This is a genomic window from Amycolatopsis sp. CA-230715 (assembly GCF_018736145.1).
Taxonomy (GTDB): Bacteria; Actinomycetota; Actinomycetes; order Mycobacteriales; family Pseudonocardiaceae; genus Amycolatopsis.
The window spans coordinates 962,655-982,458 of the sequence record NZ_CP059997.1 but is presented as its reverse complement, the minus strand read 5'-3'; the positions used below and the strand labels follow the sequence as shown (position 1 = coordinate 982,458).

The following is a 19,804-nucleotide window of genomic DNA, read 5'->3' as shown; positions in this document are numbered from 1 at the left end:
TCCTCAGCGGGTGACGGGCAGGCCGAGCGCGGTCGCGGCGACGATGTCGCGCTGCACCTCGTTCGTGCCGCCGCCGAAGGTCAGGATGAGTGACGACCGGTGCATCCGTTCGATCCTGCCGTGCAGGAGCGCGCCCGGCGAGCCCTCGCGGACCACCGCGCCCGCGCCGAGCACCTCCATCAGCAGGCGGTAGGCCTCGGTGGCGAACTCGGTGCCGAACACCTTCGTCGCCGACGCTTCGGCCGGAGTCACGTCGCCGCCCGAAGCGATCTTCCAGTTGCGCAGCTTCAGGTATTCGGCGTGCGCGTGCACCCGCGCGAGGTGCAGCCGCACCCATTCCGCGTCGATCACGCGGGTGCCGTCGGGCAGTTTCGCCTCCTGCGCCCAGCGCCGTACCTCCGCCAGCGCGTGCTGCACGGGGGCGGCCGAGGTCAGCGCGACGCGTTCGTGGTTGAGCTGGTTGGTGATCAGCGGCCAGCCCGCGTTCTCGTCCGCGACCCTGGCCGACACCGGTACCCGCACGCCGTCGTAGTAGGTGGCGCTCGTGCCGGGCCCCGCCACGGTGTGCACCTTCGTCCACGAGAACCCGTCGGCGTCCGTCGGCACCACGACGATGCTCAAGCCCTTGTGCTTGCGGGCGTCCGGGTCGGTGCGGACCGCGAGCCAGACGTAGTCGGCGTATTCGATCAGGCTCGTCCACATCTTCTGGCCGGTGATGACGTAGTCGTCGCCGTCGCGGACCGCGCGCGTGCGCAGGGACGCGAGGTCCGTGCCCGCCTCCGGCTCGGAGTAGCCGATCGAGAAGTGCAGCTCGCCGCCCGCGATGCGCGGCAGGTAGAACGCCTTCTGGTCTTCGGTGCCGAACCGCATGATCGTCGGCCCGATCGTGTTGACCGTCAGGAACGGCACCGGCACCCCGGCGATCGCGGCTTCGTCGGTGAACACGAGCTGGTCGAGCATCGGCCGCGCCTGCCCGCCGTACTCCTCCGGCCACCCGATCGCGAGCCAGCCGTCGCGGCCGAGCTGGCGCACGATTTCCTTGTACGCCTTGCCATCCCCGTACTCGCCGCGGTCGCCGGCGAGTGCCTCGCGCCGCTCCGGTGTCATCAGCTCGGCGAAGTAGGACCGCAGCCTGCTCCGCAGTGCACTCTCCTCGGGCGTGTAGCCGATCCGCACCTCGTCACCTCCGCCGCGCGGGCTCGTTGTGGTGTCATGCCCGCTCATCGCGCTAGTGTGTAGAACCTGTTCTAGTAATACCAGCCGGAATGGGAGCGGGGAAGCATGGAGGTTCGCGTCGACCGGTCACTGTGCGAAGCCAACGAGCTGTGCGTGGCGTTCGCGCCGGAGGTCTTCGAGATCGATGACGACGACGAGCTGCGGATCGTGCAGCCGTCGCCACCGCAAGAAGAAGTAGAACGTGTTACTCAAGCGGTCACCGCTTGTCCGAAGAACGCCCTGTTCATGTCGGATTAAACATGCCTTGCTTTGAATGAGAACAGATTCTAGTCTGTGCCTGGAGAGGCGGCCAACGACGGACCGCCCCGCGTCCGCGAGGAGGCAGCTGAAGTGAGAGCGGCCGTACTGAACGCGATCGGTGACGAGGCACTCGACCTGCGGGACGACGTCACCACGACCGATCCCGGCCCGCACGAGGTCCGGATCCGGGTCAGGGCCTCGGGAATCTGCCACAGCGACCTGTCCGCGATGGACGGCACGCTGCCCGCGCTGGCGCCGGGGGTGGTCGGTCACGAGGGCGCGGGGGAGGTCCTCGAAATCGGCTCCGCCGTGGAGCACCTCGCGCCGGGCGACCACGTGACCGTGTCGTTCGTGCCGCCGTGCGGGGCCTGCCCGAGCTGCCTGCGCGGCGAGCCCAACCTGTGCTCCGTGCACGCCATCGCCGCGTTCACCTCGCCGCGCTTCCGGCTGGGAGAACAGCAGTTGTTCGGCTACGCGGGGCTCGGCACGTTCGCCGAAGAGGTCGTCGTGCCCGCACCGGGCGCGATCAAGGTGGACCCCGACGTCCCGTTCGAGACCGCGGCGCTGGTCGCCTGCGGCGTGCTGACCGGGGTCGGCGCGGTGCTCAACACGGCCAAGGTCGAACCGGGTTCGACGGTCGTGGTGATCGGCTGCGGCGGGGTCGGGATCTCGGTCATCCAGGGCGCGCGCCTTGCGGGCGCCGCGGTGATCGTCGCGGTCGACCCGGTGACCGGCAAGCACGAGATCGCGAAGCGGTTCGGTGCAACGCACGCCACCACGCCCGACGGGCTCGAAGAGATCAAGCAGCAGGTGACCGCGATGGAGGGCTTCGACTACGCCTTCGACGTGGTCGGGCACCCCGGCACGATCCGGTCCGCGTGGGACAACGCCCGCCGTGGCGGTTCGGTGGTCATCGTCGGCGCCGGGCGCGGTGACGCCATGGTCCAGTTCAGCGCGCAGGAGTTGTTCCTGCACGACAAGAAGGTCCTCGGTTCGTTCTACGGGTCCGCGCACGTGCACCGCGACACCGGCCGCATGCTGAAGTTCTGGCGCGCCGGGCTGCTCGACCTGGACGGGATGATCTCGAAGCGGCTCGGGTTCGACGACATCAACACCGGGCTCGGCGTGCTCCGCGAAGGCCACACGGACGTGATCCGCCAGGTGGTGACGATCGGGTGAGGCTCGACGGGAAGGTCGCGGTCGTCACCGGCGCCGGCGCGGGGCTCGGCCGCGCCGAAGCGCTGGCGCTGGCCGCCGAGGGCGCGGCCGTCGTGGTCAACGACGTGAGCGAGGAGACCGCGCGGAAGGTCGCCGACGAAATCGAAGCGGCGGGCGGGAAAGCGCTGCCGATCGCGGGCGACGTGGCCGACCGGACCATCGCCGACGCGCTCACCGACGGCGCCGTCGAGCACTTCGGCGGCCTGCACGTCCTGGTCAACAACGCGGGCGTGCTGCGGGACAGGATGCTGTTCTCGATGTCCGACGAGGAGTGGGACACCGTGATCAGGGTGCACCTGCGCGGGCACTTCCTGTTGTCCCGCAACGCCACCGCGTACTGGCGCGCGCAGTCCAAAGCGGACGGTGCGCCGGGGTACGGCCGGATCGTGAACACCACCTCGGAGGCGTTCCTCGTCGGTTCCGGCGGCCAGCCGAACTACTCGGCGGCGAAGGCGGGCATCGCGGCGCTGACCGTCGCGACCGCGCGCGGCACCGCGAAGTACGGCGTGCGCGCCAACGCGATCTGCCCGCGCGCCCGTACCGCGATGACCGAAGGAGTGTTCGGAACCGACGCACCCGATGGCATCGATCCGCTGTCGGTCGACCACGTGGCGCCGTTCGTCGCCTTCCTCGCTTCGCCCGCCGCGGACCGCGTCAACGGTCAGGTGTTCGTGGTGCACGGCGGAATGGTGGCGCTGCTGAAACCGCCGGAGGTCGAGCACCGGTTCGACACCGCGAACGGCACCTGGACCGCCGACGAGCTGGAAGCGGGCGTCGGCGGCTACTTCGCCGCGCGCGACCCGGAACGCACCTTCGCCGCAACCGACGTGTTGTCCCTCCCCGGAACCGGAACAGGAGCAGGCTCATGACGATCACCGTGCTGCCGCACCGCGAAGCACTCGGCCTCAAGGCGGGCCAGCTGCTCGTCGGCGGGAACTGGGGCCCCGGCCGCGACGGCGCCACGTGGACCCACCAGCACCCCGCCACCGGCGAGGAGATCGGCGAGTTCGCGGTGGCCACCGCGGCCGACGTCGACGACGCCGTTTCCGCGGCGCGCCAAGCGTTCGAAGGCGGCTGGGCGCGGTCGCGGGCCGGGGTCCGGATCTCGCTGCTGCACCGGTACGCGAACCTGTTGCGCGAGCACGCCGACGAACTGCGCGCGCTGCAGGCACTCGACAACTCCGTGCCGCTGTCCTTCGGCGGTATCTACGCGACCTCGGTCGGGGCGGCGGCCGACGTCTTCGACCACCACGCGGGCTGGGTCGACAAGATCGGCGGCGAAACCCTGCCGCCGCACCAGGGTGGCGACCACCTCGCGATGACCTTCCGCGAGCCGATCGGCGTGGTCGCGGCGATCCTGCCGTGGAACGCGCCGTTCCTGCTGTTCGCGCAGAAGATCGCGCCCGCGCTCGCGGCGGGCTGCACGGTGGTGCTCAAACCGTCCGAGTACGCGACGTTTTCCGTGCTGCGCATGGTCGAACTGCTCGTCGAGGCCGGGCTTCCCGACGGTGTGCTCAACGTCGTCACCGGGCCGGGCGACCCGGTCGGCGAAGCGCTCATCACGCATCGAGATGTCGACAAGGTGAGTTTCACCGGCAGCCGCGGGGTGGGCAAGCACATCGTCGAGGCGTCGGCGGGCACGTTGAAGCGGGTTTCGCTGGAACTGGGCGGGAAGAGCCCGGCCGTGGTCTTCTCCGACGCCCCGAACGTCGGGCTCGCCGCGATGACCACGATGGGCGCGGTGACACTGGGCCTGTCCGGTCAGGCGTGCGTGGCGAACACGCGCGCGCTCGTGCACCGCGACGTCTACGAGGAATTCGTCGGCGCCGCCGCTTCGATCGCGGCCGCGGTGACCTACGGCGACCCGTTCGACCCCGGCGTGCTCTCCAGCCCGCTGGTCAACGGGCGCCAGCTCGAACGCGTGCTCGGCTTCATCGAACAGGGGAAGTCCGAGGGACGGCTGGTCACCGGCGGCGACCGGCTCGAAGGCGATCTCGCGAACGGGAACTTCGTCGCACCGACGATCTTCGCCGACGTCGACAACTCCGCGACCGTGGCGCAGGAGGAGATCTTCGGCCCGGTGCTCGCGGTGGTGCCCTTCGACGACGAGGAAGAAGCCGTCCGGCTCGCCAACGACACCGAATACGGGCTCGGCGCGGGCCTGTTCACCGCGGACGGCCAGCGCGCGTTCCGGGTCGCGCGGCGGCTCAAGGCTGGCACGATCGGCATCAACGGGTTCCAGGTCGAGCCGCACCTGCCCTTCGGCGGGTTCAAGCAGTCCGGGCTCGGCCGCGAGGGCGGGCGCTCGGCGTTCGAGGCCTACACGGAACTGAAGAGCGTGCTCATGCCGCTGACCGAAGAGCTGATGTAGATGGGCAGGCTGGACGGCAAGGTCGCCTTGGTCACCGGCGCCGCGCGCGGGCAGGGCGCGGCGGCGGTGCGCCGGTTCGTGGCCGAGGGCGCGCGCGTGGTGATCGCCGACATCGCCGACGAAACGGGCAAGCAGCTCGCCGACGAACTCGGTGACGCGGCGGTCTTCCAGCACCTCGACGTCACCGACGAGAACGGCTGGACGGCCGCGGTGGACCGGGCCACCGGCGAGTTCGGCGAGCTGTCGGTGCTGGTCAACAACGCGGGCGTGCTGCACTTCTCGGCATTGGAGCAGACCACTCTCGACGATTACCAGCGCGTCATCGGGATCAACCAGATCGGGGCGTTTCTCGGCATGCGGTCGGTCGTTGAACCGATGTCCGCGCGCGGTGGCGGGGCCATCGTCAACGTGTCCTCTGTGGAGGGACTGGCCGGTATGCCCTACCTCGTCGCCTACACCGCGAGCAAGTTCGCCATCCGCGGCATGACGAAGGTCGCGGCGCTCGAACTGGGCCGTCGCGGGATCAGGGTCAACTCGGTGCACCCCGGCATGATCGACACCGACATGGTGCGCGACGCGGCGGGCGGCGCCGAGGTGGACCTGTCGTGGGTGGGGAAGAAGGTCGCGCTCGGCAGGCTCGGGCAGCCGGACGAGATCGCCGCGCTGGTCACCTTCCTCGCCAGCGACGAAAGCTCGTACTGCACCGGCGGCGAGTTCATCGCCGACGGGGGCGCGACCGCGACCCACGCGCTCAGGATCTGACCAGGACGGCGCGATCCGGTCGCGTGAACACCGCTAACCGAACGCGGGCGCACCGGATGCGAAAGACTCAGGCGCACGCGGCATGCACACGACTCGGGTGGAGGCGGGATGGCGGAGGCGGGCACCATACCCGGCAGCGCCGCGCTGACCCAGGTCGGCAGGCTGGCCACGCTTTCGTGGGAGGTGCTGCGGGCGATCCCGAAGCGGCCGTTCCAGTTCCGCGAGTGGATCCAGCAGTGCTGGTTCTTCGCCAGTGTCACCATCCTGCCGACCGCGCTCGTCGCGATCCCGTTCGGGGCGGTCATCGCGCTGCAGCTGGGTTCGCTGACCGAGCAGATCGGCGCGCAGTCGTTCACCGGCGCGGCCAGCGCGCTCGCCATCGTGCAGCAGGCGAGCCCGCTGATCACCGCGCTGCTCGTGGCGGGCGCCGGGGGCAGCGCGGTGTGCGCGGACATCGGCGCCCGCAAGATCCGCGAAGAGATCGACGCGATGGAAGTGCTCGGCGTCAACCCGGTGCAGCGGCTCATCGTGCCGAGGGTGCTCGCCGCGATCGTGGTGTCGATCCTGCTCAACGGCCTGGTCAGCGTCGTCGGCGTGCTGGGGGGCTACTTCTTCAACGTGGTGATGCAGGGCGGTACGCCCGGTGCCTACCTCGCCAGTTTCAACGCGCTGGCCCAGCTTCCGGACCTCTACGTGAGCGAGATCAAGGCGCTGCTCTACGGGTTCGTCGCCGGCGTGGTCGCCGCCTTCCGCGGGCTGAACCCCGCCGGGGGGCCGAAGGGCGTCGGCGACGCGGTGAACCAGGCCGTGGTCATCACGTTCCTGCTGCTGTTCCTGATCAACGTCGTGCTGACCGCGATCTACCTCCAGATCGTCCCGCCGAAGGCGCTGTGACATGACACAAACCGTTACGCGGGAGCCGTCCGTCTCCGACCGGACGCTGGAGATCATCGCGCGCCCCGGCGCGTCGCTGGAAGGCTTCGGCGCGCAGCTTTCGTTCTACGCCCGCGCGCTCGCGTGGGCGCCGAGGACGGTTCGCCGGTACCTGCGCGAAACCTTGCGGCTGCTGACCGAAGTGTGCTTCGGCTCCGGCGCGCTCGCGGTCATCGGCGGCACGCTCGGCGTGATGATCGGGATGACCCTGTTCACCGGGCTCATCGTCGGCCTCCAGGGGTACGCGGCGCTCAACCAGCTCGGCACGGCCGCGCTCACCGGGTTCATCTCGGCCTACTTCAACACCCGCGAGGTCGCCCCGCTCGCCGCGGGACTCGCGCTGTCGGCGACGGTCGGCTGCGGGTTCACCGCGCAGCTCGGCGCCATGCGGATCTCCGAGGAGATCGACGCGCTCGAAGTGATGGGCGTGCCGAGCATGCCGTACCTGGTGACCACGCGCGTGCTCGCCGGGATCACCGCGGTCATCCCGTTGTACGCGGTGGGCCTGCTCTCGTCGTACCTCGCCTCGCGCCAGATCACGGTGTGGCTCTACGGCCAGTCCGCGGGCACCTACGACCACTACTTCGGGCTCTTCCTGCCACCGGAGGACGTGCTCTGGTCGTTCCTGAAGGTGATGGTCTTCAGCGCGATCGTGATCCTGTCGCACTGCTACTACGGCTACACCGCGTCCGGTGGCCCCGCCGGGGTCGGGCTCGCGGTCGGCCGCGCGGTGCGCACCTCGATCGTGCTCATCTCGGTGCTCGACTTCTTCCTGAGCCTGGCGATCTGGGGTGCCAGCACGACGGTGAGGATCTCGGGATGAGCCGGAAGATCCTGCTGCGCAGGCTCCGGTACCAGGTGCTGGGGCTGGCTTTCCTCGTCGTCGTGGCGCTGTTCTTCACGGTCACCGTCGCGGTGTACAAGAAGGCGTTCGTCCCGGTCGCCATGGTCAAGCTCGAAACCGATCACGTCGGCAACCAGATGCGGGCGGGCGCCGACGTGAAGATCCGCGGCATGGTCGTCGGCGAGGTGCGCGACATCCGCGCCTTCGGCGACCACGCGGAGCTCGACCTCGCGATGCAGCCGGACAAGCTGGGCGTGATCCCGGCGAACGTCTCCGCGCGGCTGCTGCCGAAAACCCTGTTCGGGGAACGGTATGTGGCGTTGCAGCCGCCTTCGGCGCCGGTGCCGGGCAGGCTCGCCGGCGGCACCGTGATCCCGCAGGACCGCAGCAGCACGGCGATCGAGCTGGAGAAGGTGCTCGGTGACGTGATGCCGCTTCTCCAGGCCGTGCAACCGGAAAAGCTGTCGAGCACGCTCACCGCGGTGTCGACCGCGCTGGAGGGGCGCGGAACCCAGCTCGGCAAAACCCTGGCGCAGGTCGGCGATTACCTCGGCGGGCTCAATCCTTCGTTGCCCGCGTTGAAGTCCGACATCTCCGGGCTCGCCGACGCCGCCGAGATCTACCAGCGCGCGGCACCGGACTTCCTGCAGGCGCTGTCCGATCTCACCACCACCAGCCGCACGCTGGTGGAGAAGCGCCAGGGGCTCGCGGACGTGTTCGCCACCGTCAGCACCGCCTCCGACGATCTCGGCCGGTTCCTGGAAGTCAACAAGGACAACCTGATCCGGCTCACCACCACCGTGCAGCCGACGCTCGACGTGCTCGCGAAGTACGCGCCCGAATACCCGTGCCTGCTGCAGCAGCTCGCCGAATCGGTGCCGCGCGCGGAGGAGGCGTTCGGCAAGGGCACCGACCAGATGAACCACGTGACGATCCGGTTCCTCGCCAACCGCACGAAGTACCTGCCGGGCGTCGACGAGCCGAAGTACGACGACAAGCGCGGGCCGCGCTGCTATCCCCAGGTGCCACCGCCCGGCCGCTGGCCGCAGTACCCGCCGGACGGTCCGGTCCGCGACGGGTCAACGCATCCGCCCGCCGCCAAGGGATCCACCCCGATCGGTCAGGGTGGCGCCACGGGCGGCGGAGCCGCGCCCGCCGCGCTGGCGAACTCGCCGCAGGAGCAGAACCTGGTGGGCGCCCTGCGCGGCGCGGCGCTCGGCGTCGACCCCGGCGAGGTGCCGAACTGGAGCGGCCTGCTCGTCGCGCCGCTGTACCGGGGCGCGGAGGTGGAGCTGAAGTGAAGACGCTCCCGTCGCTGATCAAGGTCTCGATCTTCGCCGTGGTGACGGTGCTGCTGACCGCGGTGCTCGGCGCCACCATCGCGAACACCAACCTCGGTGCGACAGCCGGGTACACCGCGTTGTTCGCGGACGCCTCCGGACTCCAGCAGGGCGACGACGTCCGGATCGTCGGGGTGAAAGTCGGCCAGGTCTCGAAGATCACGGTGAACGAGGACAACCGCGCGGAGGTCCACTTCGACGTCGAAACCGCGCGCCGGATCCCCGCCGAGGCGACCGCGAAAGTGAAGTACCGCAACCTCGTCGGGCAGCGGTACCTTTCGCTCGGCACCAGCGTCGGCGGGACGGGCGTGCTCACCCCCGGCACCACGATCCCGGTGGAGCGCACCCAGCCCGCGCTCAACCTCACCATGCTGTTCAACGGGTTCAAGCCGTTGTTCGCCGCGCTCGACCCGAAGCAGGTCAACGACCTGTCCTACGAGATCATCCAGGTGTTCCAGGGCGAGGGCGGCACGATCGGCAGCCTGCTGACCCACACCGCGTCGGTGACCTCGGCGATCGCGGACAAGGACAAGGTGATCGGCGAGGTCATCAAGAACCTGAACTCGGTGCTCGGCACCGTCAACGCGCGGGGCCCGCAGCTGGGCGATCTGATCACGCAGACCCAGGCGCTCGTCACCGGTCTCGCCGAGCAGCGCAAGCCCATCGGGGACGCGGTTTCCGCGCTGGGCGGGCTCACCGACGTCACCGCGGGCCTGCTCGACGACACGCGCCCGGCGCTGAAGGAGGACATCGCCGGGCTGGGCCGCCTGTCGTCGAACCTGTCGGATTCGGGGCAGCTGCTGAACGAACTGCTCGGCAAGATGCCGGGGAACCTGGAGAAGTTCACCAGGACCCTGAGCTACGGCAGCTGGTACAACTACTTCCTTTGTGGACTGTCCGGCACGATCGGGATCTCCTCGCTGAACGTCACGCTGCCGCTGCTGCCGATCGTGGGGACCCAGCAACCGGAGAGGTGCAAACCGCAGTGAAACCACTCCGCGAACGCAACCAGGCCGCCGTCGGCGCCGTCACCCTCGTGCTGGTGGTGCTGGCCGTGCTCACCGCCTACAACGCGGACCGGCTGCCGTTGCTGTCCAACGCCACCACGTATTCCGCGGAGTTCGCCGAATCGGCGGGACTGGTACCGGACAACGAGGTCCAGGTCGCCGGGGTGAAGGTCGGCAAGGTGACGAAGGTGGCGCTGGCGGGCAAGAAGGTCGTGGTGTCCTTCGACATCGAGGAAACCGGGCGCACCATCGGCGACGCCACCTCGGCGTCGATCGAGATCAAGACGCTGCTCGGCGAGAAGTACCTTTCCTTGCAGCCCAAGGGAAAAACGGCACTGGACCCGCGGCAGGCGATCCCGGTCGCGCGCACCAGGACCCCGTTCGAACTGCAGGACGCGTTCAAGCAGCTGTCCACCACCGTCGGCGACATCAACACCCAGCAGCTCGCGCAGAGCTTCAACGTCCTCTCGGACACGTTGAAAGACACGCCGAAACCGATGAAGGACGCGCTGAGCGGACTTTCCGCGTTGTCGAAAACGGTGTCCTCGCGCGACGAAGAGCTGGCGAAGCTGCTGTCCAACACGAGCCAGGTGTCGAAAACGCTGAGCGATCGCAACACCCAGCTCCAGAAGATCATCTCCGACGGCAACCTGCTGCTCGACGAGTTGCAGCGGCGCAAGGACGCGATCAGCGCGCTGCTCACCGGCGCCACCGGGCTCGCGCAGCAGCTTTCCGGGCTGGTGAACGACAACCGGCAGCAGCTCAAGCCCGCGCTGGCGAAACTCGGTGACGTCACGGACATCCTTAAGCGCAACCAGGACAACCTCGGCCGGAGCCTCGCCCTTCTGGCGCCGTTCTCGCGGGTCGGCGCGAACGCGACCGGGAACGGCCGCTGGTTCGAGGGCTACATCTGCGGGCTGCTGCCACCGATGATCAACGCGGGCGGGCTGCAGGTGAACCCGGAGGGCTGCACGCCGCCGATTTCCGCGCCGGACCAAGGAGTTGGTCGGCGATGACCGTCGATTCGAAGGCGCGGAGGAGCGTCTACTCCTGGCTCGCGATGGCGTGCGTGGTCGCGCTCGTGCTGACCGGCGCGCTGTGGTGGATCTTCCGCGATCCGGGCGGCACCAAGGTGAGCGCGTACTTCGGGCGCACGGTGGGGTTGTACGCGGGTTCGTCGGTGCGGGTGCTGGGCATCAAGGTCGGCGAGATCACCGCGGTCACCCCGGCAGGCGACCAGGTCCGCGTGGACATGAACGTGGACGCCGGGGTGTCGATCCCGGCGGACGCGGGCGCCGTTGTGGTCGCGCCGAGCCTGGTGAGCGACCGGTACGTCCAGCTCACCCCCGCCTACGACACCGGGCCGAAGCTCGCGCCCGGCACCGTGCTCGGCCGCGACCGCACCGCGATGCCCGCCGAACTGGACGACCTCTACGGCAGCCTGAACCAGCTTTCCACGACGCTCGGCCCCGAGGGGGCCAACAAGAACGGCGCACTGTCCAAACTGCTCGACACCGCGGCCAAGAACCTCGATGGCAACGGGAAGAACATCAACACCACCGTGACCAGGCTCGCGGATCTGGGGCGCACGCTGGAAAACTCGAAGGGCGACCTGTTCGCGACGGTCCGCAACCTCCAGTCGTTCACCACCGCGCTGTCCGACAGCGACGCCCAGCTCAACGAGTTCTACGGCAGGCTGTCCGACGTCGCGGGGTTCCTGGCAGGAGAGTCGGGCGATGTGGCGGGCGCGCTCAACTCGCTCGGCACGGCGCTGACCGACGTCAAGGGCTTCGTCTCGGAGAACAAGGACCTGCTGACGTCCAATGTGGACAAACTGGCCGGGATCACGAAGGTGCTAGTCGACCAGCGCGCCGCGCTCGCCGAGACCCTCGACATCGCGCCGACCGGGATGACGAACTTCATCAACTCCTACGACGCGGCGTCGGGCAGCATCGCCATCCGGTACAACGCGAACGAGCTGACCAACCCGCTCGTGACCACGTTGTGCCGCCTGCTGAAGGCGTCCACGCCGAAGGGCCTGCCGGACGTGGTGGGCAACCTGTGCCAGGCGATCGCGCCGGTCGTGGACGGCATCGCGAAGCTCCCGTCGCTCCCGCAGATCACCGCGTCGATCGCCAACGGCGAGCTGCCACCGCTGCCGCTGCCGCTGGTCGACGTGCCCGGCAGCGCCGGGTTCGGCCTCGGGGGGAGCCAGTGAAGCGCCGCCTCGCCCCCGTGCTGCTCGCCGGGCTCGTGCTCGCCGGATGCTCGAACGGCGGATTTTCGGGGCTGTACAACACCCCGCTGCCCGGCGGCGCCGACGTCGGCGACCACCCGTACCGCGTCACGGCGCAGTTCTCCGACGTGCTCGACCTGGTTCCGCAGGCCAGCGTGAAGGTCAACGACGTGCCGATCGGCCGGGTCGAGAAGGTCGACCTCGCGCCGGACACGAAATCGGCGATCGTGACCATGGTGGTCAACGGCGACCTCTCCCTGCCCGGTAACGCGGCCGCCGAGCTGCGCCAGTCGAGCCTGCTGGGGGAGAAGTTCGTCGAGCTGCACCCGCCCGGCAACGAGAAGCCAGCCGGGAAGCTCGCCGACGGCGCCGCGATCCCGATTTCGCGCACGAACCGCAACGCCGAGGTCGAGGAAGTCCTCGGCGCGCTTTCCCTGCTGCTCAACGGCGGCGGGGTCGCGCAGCTCAAGACGATCACCACCGAGCTGAACCACGCGCTTGGCGGCAACGAGGCGGAGATCCGCGCGCTGCTGTCGCGTGTGGACACGCTCGCGACCGAACTGGACGGCCAGAAGGGGGAGATCGTCCGCGCCATCGACGGGCTGAACCGGTTGTCCAGCACGCTCGTTTCGCAGACCGGGAACCTCACGAACGCGCTCGACAACCTGGCACCGGGGATCAAGGTCGTCAGCGACCAGCGCGACCAGCTCGTCGGCATGCTGCAGTCGCTGTCGAAGCTGTCGACGGTCGCGGTCGACACCGTGCACAAGAGCCGGGACCAGCTCGTGGCGAACCTCAAGGCGCTGGCGCCGACGTTGAAGCAGCTCGCCGACGCGGGGCAGAACCTGCCGACGGCGCTGAAGATCCTGCCGACCTACCCGCTGCCGGACGCCGCGGGCGCGGTGGTGCGCGGCGACTACGCGAACGTGCGCGCCCGGCTCGACCTCGATCTCGACTCGATCTTCCAGAACCTGAGCCGCTCGCGCGCACCCGCGATCGGCCTGCCCGGCTCGACCGGGACGGGAACGCCCGGCGCGATCCCGTTCAACGACGGCACCCCGCCGCCACCGCTCCCGCTGCCGCAGTCGGCGCCGCCCGCGGAGAAACCGGCGCCGCAGCAGGGCGGGCTCATCGGCGGCCTGCTCGGCACGCTACTGGGAGGTGGCCGGTGATCACCAGGAAGCACAAGTCGCTGCTGTTCGCGTTCCTGCTCATCGCCGTCGTGTCGGTGGTCTACGTCGGCGGGAACTACGCCGGGCTCGGCAGGCTGTTCGGTTCGCGCGGGTACGTCGTGACCGCGCAGCTCGCCGACTCAGGTGGCATCTTCACCAACGCCGAGGTCGCCTACCGCGGCGTCACCGTCGGCAGGGTCGGCCAGCTGCACCTGACCGATTCCGGGGTGAGCGTCGACCTCGACCTCGACCCGGGAGGGCCGGACATCCCCGCGGACACCACCGCCGTGGTCGCCAACCGGTCCGCGGTGGGGGAGCAGTTCGTCGACCTGCAGCCCCAGCACACCGAGGGCCCGTACCTCGCCGACGGCTCGGTGATCAAAGTGGACAAGACGCGGCTGCCGCTCGCCCCGGACACCGTGCTGTCCAACTTGGACAAACTGGTGTCCAGTGTGGACCCGCGGTCGGTGCGCACGGTGGTCGACGAGGCGCACACGGCGTTCAACGGCACCGGCCCCGATCTGCAGGCACTGCTGGACACCGCGGGCTCGTTCACCGCGACCGCGAAGCAGAACCTCCCGCAGACCAAGGACCTGCTCGCCAAGGGCAAGGTCGTGCTCGACACCCAGCGCCGCCAGGGCGACAACATCACGTCGCTGGCCACCGGGCTCGCCGGGATCTCCGACCAGCTCAAGAAGTCCGATCCGGACGTCCGCAAGGTGATCGACCAGGCGCCGCCGGTGGCGCGCCAGGTCAGCGACGTGCTCGCGACCTCGGGCACCAGCCTCGGCGTGGTGATCGCGAACCTGCTGACCACCGCGCAGGTCACCACCGCGCGCACCGACTCGCTGGAGGAACTGCTCGTCGCCTACCCGGTGATCTCGTCGTTCACGAGGTCGGTCACGTCCAACGGCGAAGGGCATCTCGGGCTGGTCCTGAACTTCTTCGACCCGCATTCGTGCACCAAGGGCTACGAGGGCACGAAACAGCGTGCCGCCAACGACACCAGCGAGGCACCCGCCAACAAGCTCGCCTACTGCGCCGAACCGCCGGGCAGCCCGACCGGGGTCCGCGGCGCGCAGAACGCGCCGTACGCGGGCAAACCGGTCGCTCCGGTGGCGCCGAAACCGCAGGCGCCCGCCCCGCAGGCACAGCGGCTGCCCGGGGTGCTCGGGCTCGCCACCTCGGGGGCGGGGCCCGCCGGGCTCGGCGGCCTGTTTGGATTGGCGGGATGAACGGCAGAGACCCCCTCCGCACCGGGCTGCTCGCGCTCGCCGTCGTCGCGGTGCTCGCGGCGGCCTGGTTCGGCTGGTCGTGGTGGCGCGCCTCGGCCGACGACGGCCTGCAGCGCGCGCGGGACCGCGACGCGGTGCTGGCCGCGGCCACCGACGGGCTCGTCGCGCTGAACACCATGGACTACCGCGACGCCGACCGGAACGTCGGGCGGTGGATCGAGGTCAGCACCGGCCAGCTCGGGCAGGACCTCGCCGACCGGCAGGCGCAGGTGGCGCGGGCGACCGCGAGCAAGGCGGTGGCGACCGCGTCGCTGCGCGAGGCCGCGGTGACCGAGCTGACCGGGGACGGCGCGCGCGTGATCGCCGTGCTGGACGTGCGGATCGGCGTCGACGGTGCGCCACCGGCCCCGAGCTGCAGCAAGCTCACTGTGCAGCTGAACCGTGCCGGTGACGCGTGGAAGATCAGCGGGGTGCAGGCGGCATGAACGGACAGCGGCCGGTGCCGTACAAGCGAACCGAGAAGTCCACAGTGGACACTCCGGTCGAGTCGCCGGAGGACGACACGGCGGACGAGCTGCCGGACCGCCGCGTGCTGGGACGGCGGGCGAGCCTGCTCGCCGTGCTGACCGCCGTGATCGTGCTCGCGACCGCCACCGCGGTGTGGTCGGGAATCAAAGCGGCGAGCCTCGGCAGCGACAACGCGGCACTCGCCGACACCGGAGCGACCGCCGAGGTGACCGAACAGGTCGGCGCCGCGGTGAAGGCGATCTTTTCGTTCGACTACGCCAACCTCGACCGCACCGAGCGCGCTTCGGCGGGAATGCTGGTGGACAACGCGGTCGGGCAGTACCGGCGCAGCTTCGCCGCCGCGAAGAAACAGGCGGGAGACCAGAAACTCGTCCGATCCACCACCATACGGGAGATCGGAGTACGCGACCTGCACGACGACACCGCGCGCCTGCTGGTGTTCGTCGACCAGCAAACCATCGGCGGCCCGCCGGACCAGGCGTCGAGCACCGCACACCTCGACATCGGCGCCCGCAAAGTCGACGGCACTTGGAAAATCGCCGACCTTATCGCTCTGTAATTTTATCGGTCGGCAAAATTCGCGCTGCCAGGGCGCGGCTCCCAGCTCAACCCGCCGGTTGGTCGCGGGGGCGCCCTGCCATCGCAAATTTAGAGGGCCCAGGGGGCCCTGCGCCCGACTGCACGCTCCCGCCGCGCGGGGCGCGTCGGATCGCCGATGCGGGGCTGGGTTTTGCATGGCCGCGCCTTCGGCGCGGACCTCGCGGCACTCGGAGAGTAGGCGAGCGAGTCGGTCAGAGTTGTAGGTGGGCGGGGGATCTTTCCCTGAAGGCCACCTTGACGGCACTCAGTGCCCCAGAAGTTCCCTTCGCGAGAGCACTTTCCGGGGCGGAGCCGCATCGCATTGCCGTGATGGTGGCCTTCACGGCAGGAGGAAGGCGCGTGGCATGCCCCGAAAGTGGCTTTCGGGGACCTGAGCGCCCCGAAGGTCACCTTCGGGGACTCGCTCGCCCCGCCCGCAGCGAAGCAGCCTGCCCGCGGCCTATTTCTTGTAGAGGGCGTCGATGTCGCTGGCGTAGTTCTTGCTGACGATGTTCCGCTTCAGCTTCAGGCTCGGCGTCATTTCGCCGCCCGCCTCGGTGAAGTCCTTGGCCAGGATGGTGAACTTCTTGATCGACTCCGCGTGCGACACGAGCTTGTTCGCCTCGTCGACGGCGCGCTGCACCTCGGCGCGGAGGTCCTCGTCGTCGGCGAGGTCGGCGACGGACGCGCCGTCGGGCTTGCCGTGCTGGGACTTCCAGGTCGGGAAGAACTCCTCGTCGATCGTCACCAGCGCGCCGATGAACGGGCGCTGGTCGCCGACCACCATGGCCTGGCTGATCACCGGGTTCGCCTTGAGCGTGTCCTCGAGACCGGACGGGGCGACGTTCTTGCCGCCCGCGGTCACGATGATCTCCTTCTTGCGCCCGGTGATCTTCAGGAAGCCCTCGTCGTCGAGCGAGCCGAGGTCGCCGGTGTGGAACCAGCCGTCCTCCAACGCTTCCTTGGTCGCGGCCTCGTTGTTGAAGTAGCCGCCGAACACGACGTCGCCCTTCACCAGCACCTCGCCGTCGGAGGCGATCCGCACCGAGGTGCCCGCCACCGGCTTGCCGACCGTGCCGACCCGGAAGTCCTGCTCCGTGTTGACGTTCGCCGCCGCCGAGGTCTCGGTGAGGCCGTAGCCCTCGAACACCGGGACGCCGATGCCGCGGAAGAAGTGCGCGAGCCGGGCACCGAGCGGGGCGCCGCCGGAAACCGCCGCCTTGCACCGGCTGCCCAGCGCGGCCCGGAGCTTGCCGTACACCAGCTTCTCGAAGACGGCGTGCTTCAGCTTCAGGCCGAGGCCCGGTCCGGCGCCGTCCTGCGCTTCGCTGTAGGCCACCGCGACCGCTTCGGCCGCGTCGAAGATCTTGCCCTTGCCGTCCCCGTGCGCCCGCTGCTTCGCGGTGTTGTAGACCTTTTCGAACACCCGGGGCACGGCGACGACGAACGTCGGGCGGAACGTGCCGAGATCGGGGATGAGGTTCTTCACATCGGGGGTGTGCCCCAGCGTCACGCGGGCGGTCAGCGCGGTGATCGCGATCGCGCGGGCGAGCACGTGCGCCAGCGGCAGGAAGATCAGCAGCGAGTTCCCCTCCTCCATGAGCTGGGGGAAGGCCTCGATGTCGGCGGCGACCTCGGCGAGCAAGTTCCGGTGCGTCAGTTCGACGCCCTTCGGCCGCCCCGTGGTGCCCGAGGTGTAGACGACGGTCGCCAGCGCGGACGCGCCGACGGAGCGGCGGCGCTCGTGCACCTCGTCGTCGGTGACCTCGGCGCCGAGCGCGGTGAGCAGGTCCACCGCGGGCTTCTCCTCGCCCGCCGGTTCGAACTGCCACACGTGGTCGAGCCCGTCGAGCCTGCCCCGCACCGATTCCAGCACCTCGCGGTGTTCGGGGGTCTCGACGACGATGGCCTTGGCGGCGGAGTCGGAGACGATCCAGTGCACCTGCTCGGCCGAGGAGGTGTCGTAGATCGGCACGGTCACCGCGCCCGCGGCCCAGATGGCGAAGTCGACGAGCGTCCACTCGTACCGGGTCTTGGACATCAGGGCCACCCGGTCGCCCTTGCCGATACCCGCGCCCATCAGGCCCTTCGCCACGCCCATCACCTGCTTGGCGAAATCGCGCGCGGTCACGTCGAGCCACGAGCCGTCGACCTGGCGGCGGAAGCTCACCACGTCCCCGAAGCGTTCCGCGTTCGCCCAGACGATGTCGGACATGTTCTCTTCATCCGACACCGGTCGGGTTGCCGGAGCGCTGTATTCGCGCACGTAGACCTCCGAGTTCCACACCGCGAGCGTGCTGTGCCCTGTCCTCCGCAAACAAGAGGACCGTACTGTTACTCGCCGGTCAACTTAGCTTGCTGTCTACCGTATGACCATCCTCGCCGCCTGCTCGACGCGCGGGCATGACATTCTGCCTGATGTGACGCCGGCACTCGACATCGTTGACGAAACGTTCCTCGCGGTGCCGGCGAGCACCGTCGCCGCGGTGTTCGCCGAACCCGCGTCGTGGACGTCCTACTGGCCCGATCTGGTGCTCGAGGTCTACACCGACCGCGGGGACAAGGGCCTGCGCTGGACCGTGCGCGGCGCGCTCGTCGGCACCATGGAGGTGTGGCTCGAACCCGTCCTCGACGGCACGCTGCTGCACTACTTCCTGCGCGCCACCCCCGCCGACGCCACCGGGCAGCCCTTGCCGTTGCGGCCGAAGGACGTCCGGCGCGAATTCGACCGCAGGGCACGCGCGGCGAAGGCGATCGCACTGGGGCTGAAGGGGATCCTCGAAGACGGGCGCCCACCGGGCGAGCCACCGAGGACGGCGGACGAGGGCACGAGGTAACCGGCGTGCGCGTACACGTGGTGTCCGATGTGCACGGCAACGCCGACGCGCTGGCACGGGCCGGCGACGGCGCGGACGCGCTGGTCGTGCTCGGCGACCTGCTCGACTTCGTCGACTACAAGCAGCACGACAAGGGCATCATGGGCGCCCTGTTCGGCGCGGAGAAGGTGGGCGTGTTCGCGCGCCTGCGCCGCGAGAGCACTCGCGACGAGACGATCGCCTACTCCCGTTCGCTGTGGGCGACGCTCGAAGATCCGGCTTCCGCCGTCGAAGAAGCCATCCGCGAGCAGTACGCGGCGCTGTTCAAAGTGCTGCCCGCGCCCACCTACGCGATCCCCGGCAACGTCGACACCCCGGCGCTGTGGCCCGAGTTCGCCGGGGCCGGGATCGACCTGGTCGACGGCGGGACGGCCGAGATCGGCGGGCTGCGGTTCGGGTTCGTCGGCGGCGCACTGCTGCCGCCGCACGTGGTGCCGCGCCGCACCGGCGGGGCGTGGCGGCCCTACCTGCGCACCCCGGAGGACTTCGACGCCTCGGTCGCCGCGCTCGACTCGGTCGACGTGCTGTGCAGCCACATCCCGCCCGCGTTGCCCGAACTCACCTACGACGTGATCGCCCGCAGGCACGAGATCGGTTCGGCGGCGCTGCTCGGCGTGATCACCGGGCAGCAGCCGAGGTGGTCGGTGTTCGGGCACGTGCACCAGCCGCTGTCCTCCCGGCGGCGCGTGGGCAGGACGGAGTGCCGTAACGTGGGTCACTTCAAGGAGACCGAAGAGCCGTACGTGCTGCGCTGGTGACGCCGACCGGGCGGTAGCCTAGCGCGCATGGCCGACCAGTCCACGCAGTCCATCGAGGTCGACGCGCCGCCGGAGCGGGTGCTGGCGGTGATCGCCGACTTCCCCGCGTATCCGGAGTGGGCCAAGCAGGTCCGCGAAACCGAGGTGCTCTCCAGCGACGACGAGGGCAGGGCGAAGCAGGTCAAGCTGACCCTGGACGCCGGTCCCATCAAGGACGTCTACACCCTCGAGTACGACTGGGACGCCGACGGCCACGGCGTGAGCTGGCACCTGGTCAAGGGCCAGATGCAGAAGGCGCAGGACGGCCGGTACCACCTCGAACCGGCCGGGAACGGCACCAAGGTCACCTACACGCTGTCGGTGGAGCTGGTCCTGCCGATGATCGGCCTGCTGCGCCGCAAGGCGGAGAAGATGGTGATGGACACCGCGCTGAAGGAGTTGAAGCGCCGGGTCGAGGAACTGGGCTGAG

The 19,804-nt window shown here is 69.6% G+C and carries 20 protein-coding genes; 18 read left to right on the top strand and 2 right to left on the bottom strand.

Annotation, left to right across the window (positions count from 1 at the left end):
* Nucleotides 1-3: 3 nt before the first annotated feature.
* Nucleotides 4-1,176 (bottom strand): acyl-CoA dehydrogenase family protein, encoded by a 1,173-nt coding sequence (locus HUW46_RS04690; RefSeq protein WP_215549670.1) that lies wholly within the window; start codon nt 1,174-1,176, stop codon nt 4-6.
* A 105-nt stretch (nt 1,177-1,281) separates the two neighbouring features.
* On the opposite strand from HUW46_RS04690, the gene HUW46_RS04685 reads away from it, so the two are divergent.
* The 15 genes from HUW46_RS04685 to HUW46_RS04615 all read left to right on the top strand — a co-directional run bounded on the left by HUW46_RS04685 (nt 1,282) and on the right by HUW46_RS04615 (nt 15,681).
* Complete coding sequence (locus HUW46_RS04685) at nt 1,282-1,473, top strand: ferredoxin (protein WP_215546100.1); 192 nt, start codon at nt 1,282-1,284, stop codon at nt 1,471-1,473.
* Nucleotides 1,474-1,566: 93 nt separating this feature from the next.
* Nucleotides 1,567-2,655, top strand: coding sequence for an alcohol dehydrogenase catalytic domain-containing protein (locus tag HUW46_RS04680; protein ID WP_254125796.1), 1,089 nt, complete (start codon nt 1,567-1,569; stop codon nt 2,653-2,655).
* Complete coding sequence (locus HUW46_RS04675) at nt 2,652-3,563, top strand: 3-oxoacyl-ACP reductase (protein ID WP_215546098.1); 912 nt, start codon at nt 2,652-2,654, stop codon at nt 3,561-3,563. Before HUW46_RS04680 ends, HUW46_RS04675 begins: the two co-directional genes overlap by 4 nt.
* Complete coding sequence (locus tag HUW46_RS04670) at nt 3,560-5,065, top strand: aldehyde dehydrogenase family protein (RefSeq protein WP_215546097.1); 1,506 nt, start codon at nt 3,560-3,562, stop codon at nt 5,063-5,065. The genes HUW46_RS04675 and HUW46_RS04670 overlap by 4 nt, the downstream gene beginning before the upstream one ends.
* Nucleotides 5,066-5,827: a glucose 1-dehydrogenase gene (locus HUW46_RS04665; RefSeq protein ID WP_215546096.1), complete on the top strand. Its 762-nt coding sequence runs from the start codon at nt 5,066-5,068 to the stop codon at nt 5,825-5,827. It begins immediately after the preceding gene.
* Nucleotides 5,828-5,935: 108 nt separating this feature from the next.
* Nucleotides 5,936-6,721, top strand: coding sequence for an MlaE family ABC transporter permease (locus HUW46_RS04660; protein WP_215546095.1), 786 nt, complete (start codon nt 5,936-5,938; stop codon nt 6,719-6,721).
* A 1-nt stretch (nt 6,722) separates the two neighbouring features.
* Nucleotides 6,723-7,583, top strand: a complete 861-nt coding sequence (locus HUW46_RS04655) for an MlaE family ABC transporter permease (protein ID WP_215546094.1) — start codon at nt 6,723-6,725, stop codon at nt 7,581-7,583.
* Nucleotides 7,580-8,905 carry an MCE family protein gene (locus HUW46_RS04650; RefSeq protein WP_215546093.1) on the top strand — a complete coding sequence of 442 codons (1,326 nt, stop codon included), beginning with the start codon at nt 7,580-7,582 and terminating at the stop codon, nt 8,903-8,905. The genes HUW46_RS04655 and HUW46_RS04650 overlap by 4 nt, the downstream gene beginning before the upstream one ends.
* Nucleotides 8,902-9,933 carry an MCE family protein gene (locus tag HUW46_RS04645; RefSeq protein ID WP_254125794.1) on the top strand — a complete coding sequence of 344 codons (1,032 nt, stop codon included), beginning with the start codon at nt 8,902-8,904 and terminating at the stop codon, nt 9,931-9,933. Before HUW46_RS04650 ends, HUW46_RS04645 begins: the two co-directional genes overlap by 4 nt.
* Nucleotides 9,930-10,967 (top strand): MCE family protein, encoded by a 1,038-nt coding sequence (locus HUW46_RS04640; protein WP_215546092.1) that lies wholly within the window; start codon nt 9,930-9,932, stop codon nt 10,965-10,967. The genes HUW46_RS04645 and HUW46_RS04640 overlap by 4 nt, the downstream gene beginning before the upstream one ends.
* Nucleotides 10,964-12,169, top strand: a complete 1,206-nt coding sequence (locus tag HUW46_RS04635) for an MCE family protein (RefSeq protein WP_215546091.1) — start codon at nt 10,964-10,966, stop codon at nt 12,167-12,169. The genes HUW46_RS04640 and HUW46_RS04635 overlap by 4 nt, the downstream gene beginning before the upstream one ends.
* Nucleotides 12,166-13,359 carry an MCE family protein gene (locus tag HUW46_RS04630; RefSeq protein WP_215546090.1) on the top strand — a complete coding sequence of 398 codons (1,194 nt, stop codon included), beginning with the start codon at nt 12,166-12,168 and terminating at the stop codon, nt 13,357-13,359. The genes HUW46_RS04635 and HUW46_RS04630 overlap by 4 nt, the downstream gene beginning before the upstream one ends.
* Nucleotides 13,356-14,594 carry an MCE family protein gene (locus tag HUW46_RS04625; protein WP_215546089.1) on the top strand — a complete coding sequence of 413 codons (1,239 nt, stop codon included), beginning with the start codon at nt 13,356-13,358 and terminating at the stop codon, nt 14,592-14,594. Before HUW46_RS04630 ends, HUW46_RS04625 begins: the two co-directional genes overlap by 4 nt.
* Nucleotides 14,591-15,079 (top strand): hypothetical protein, encoded by a 489-nt coding sequence (locus tag HUW46_RS04620; RefSeq protein WP_215546088.1) that lies wholly within the window; start codon nt 14,591-14,593, stop codon nt 15,077-15,079. Before HUW46_RS04625 ends, HUW46_RS04620 begins: the two co-directional genes overlap by 4 nt.
* The gene (locus HUW46_RS04615) at nt 15,076-15,681 is read left to right on the top strand and encodes a hypothetical protein (protein ID WP_331477222.1); all 606 of its coding nucleotides are present in this window, start codon (nt 15,076-15,078) and stop codon (nt 15,679-15,681) included. The genes HUW46_RS04620 and HUW46_RS04615 overlap by 4 nt, the downstream gene beginning before the upstream one ends.
* Before the next feature lie 480 nt (nt 15,682-16,161).
* Here HUW46_RS04615 and HUW46_RS04610 read toward each other — a convergent pair whose 3' ends face one another.
* On the bottom strand, nt 16,162-17,967 hold the full coding sequence (locus HUW46_RS04610; RefSeq protein WP_215549667.1) for an AMP-dependent synthetase/ligase: 1,806 nt from the start codon (nt 17,965-17,967) through the stop codon (nt 16,162-16,164).
* A gap of 154 nt (nt 17,968-18,121) precedes the next feature.
* Between HUW46_RS04610 and HUW46_RS04605 the strand changes: the two genes are divergently transcribed.
* From HUW46_RS04605 to HUW46_RS04595, 3 genes are read left to right on the top strand one after another with little or no spacing between them, the layout of a single operon-like run.
* On the top strand, nt 18,122-18,538 hold the full coding sequence (locus HUW46_RS04605; protein ID WP_254125792.1) for a polyketide cyclase / dehydrase and lipid transport: 417 nt from the start codon (nt 18,122-18,124) through the stop codon (nt 18,536-18,538).
* Nucleotides 18,539-18,543: 5 nt separating this feature from the next.
* On the top strand, nt 18,544-19,335 hold the full coding sequence (locus tag HUW46_RS04600) for a metallophosphoesterase family protein (RefSeq protein WP_215546086.1): 792 nt from the start codon (nt 18,544-18,546) through the stop codon (nt 19,333-19,335).
* A 27-nt stretch (nt 19,336-19,362) separates the two neighbouring features.
* The gene (locus HUW46_RS04595; RefSeq protein ID WP_215546085.1) at nt 19,363-19,803 is read left to right on the top strand and encodes an SRPBCC family protein; all 441 of its coding nucleotides are present in this window, start codon (nt 19,363-19,365) and stop codon (nt 19,801-19,803) included.
* Nucleotide 19,804: the final 1 nt, after the last annotated feature.

Coding starts and splice junctions, on each gene's coding strand:
- HUW46_RS04685 (WP_215546100.1), top strand. CDS start 1,282: ATGGAGGTTCGCGTCGACCGGTCACTGTGCGAAGCCAACGAGCTGTGC.
- HUW46_RS04670 (WP_215546097.1), top strand. CDS start 3,560: ATGACGATCACCGTGCTGCCGCACCGCGAAGCACTCGGCCTCAAGGCG.
- HUW46_RS04665 (WP_215546096.1), top strand. CDS start 5,066: ATGGGCAGGCTGGACGGCAAGGTCGCCTTGGTCACCGGCGCCGCGCGC.
- HUW46_RS04660 (WP_215546095.1), top strand. CDS start 5,936: ATGGCGGAGGCGGGCACCATACCCGGCAGCGCCGCGCTGACCCAGGTC.
- HUW46_RS04655 (WP_215546094.1), top strand. CDS start 6,723: ATGACACAAACCGTTACGCGGGAGCCGTCCGTCTCCGACCGGACGCTG.
- HUW46_RS04650 (WP_215546093.1), top strand. CDS start 7,580: ATGAGCCGGAAGATCCTGCTGCGCAGGCTCCGGTACCAGGTGCTGGGG.
- HUW46_RS04635 (WP_215546091.1), top strand. CDS start 10,964: ATGACCGTCGATTCGAAGGCGCGGAGGAGCGTCTACTCCTGGCTCGCG.
- HUW46_RS04620 (WP_215546088.1), top strand. CDS start 14,591: ATGAACGGCAGAGACCCCCTCCGCACCGGGCTGCTCGCGCTCGCCGTC.
- HUW46_RS04615 (WP_331477222.1), top strand. CDS start 15,076: ATGAACGGACAGCGGCCGGTGCCGTACAAGCGAACCGAGAAGTCCACA.
- HUW46_RS04595 (WP_215546085.1), top strand. CDS start 19,363: ATGGCCGACCAGTCCACGCAGTCCATCGAGGTCGACGCGCCGCCGGAG.